The following is a 954-nucleotide window of genomic DNA, read 5'->3' on the forward strand; positions in this document are numbered from 1 at the left end:
GCACACCGTGGCCCAGGCCAACGCCAATCTCGCCCAGTCGCCTTCCCGTTCCGCTATCGGCTGAATTTGATTGCGAGTGAGATATTTATGCCAGCCAGCCAGACGCAGACGCGCCGAGACAGAACTTAATGGGCCCGCTAACAGCGCGATTTGCTGGTGACCCAATGCGACCAGATGCTCCACGCCCAGTCGCGTACCGTCTTCATGGGAGAAAATAATACTGTTGATGGGTGTCTGGTCAGAGACATCAAGAAATAACGCCGGAACATTAGTGCAGGCAGCTTCCACAGCAATGGCATCCTGGTCATCCAGCGGATAGTTAATGATCAGCCCACTGACGCGTTGCGCGAGAAGATTGTGCACCGCCGCTTTACAGGCTTCGACGCCGCTTCGTTCTACCATCGACACCACCACGCTGGCACCCAGTTGATCGGCGCGAGATTTAATCGCCGCGACAATTTGCGACGGCGCGTGCAGGGCCAGACTGGAGGTGGCAACGCCAATCAGCAACGACTGTTTGCCCGCCAGTTGTTGTGCCACGCGGTTGGGAATGTAATTCAGCTCCGCCATCGCCGCTTCCACTTTTTCCCGCGTTTTCGCAGAAACGTGGCTGGCCTGGTTCACCACGCGGGAAACGGTCTGATAAGAGACACCGGCATACTCTGCGACATCGTATAACGTTACTGGTTTCACATTCACCACCCTGAATTGACTCTCTTCCGGGCGCTATCATGCCATACCGCGAAAGGTTTTGCGCCATTCGATGGTGTCCGGGATCTCGACGCTCTCCCTTATGCGACTCCTGCATTAGGAAGCAGCCCAGTAGTAGGTTGAGGCCGTTGAGCACCGCCGCCGCAAGGAATGGTGCATGCAAGGAGATGGCGCCCAACAGTCCCCCGGCCACGGGGCCTGCCACCATACCCACGCCGAAACAAGCGCTCATGATCCCGAAGT

2 pseudogenes are annotated in these 954 nt (G+C 57.2%); both read right to left on the reverse strand.

The window, feature by feature from the left end:
* Window positions 1–693: pseudogene (lacI, locus tag BYZ73_RS21305) on the reverse strand (DNA-binding transcriptional repressor LacI); the annotation flags it as partial.
* Between the two features lie 79 nt (window positions 694–772).
* A pseudogene (locus tag BYZ73_RS23950) lies at window positions 773–954 on the reverse strand (MFS transporter); the annotation flags it as partial.

It is taken from the genome of Rhodovulum viride, from assembly GCF_003265965.1.
GTDB classification, from domain to species: domain Bacteria; phylum Pseudomonadota; class Alphaproteobacteria; order Rhodobacterales; family Rhodobacteraceae; genus Rhodovulum; species Rhodovulum kholense.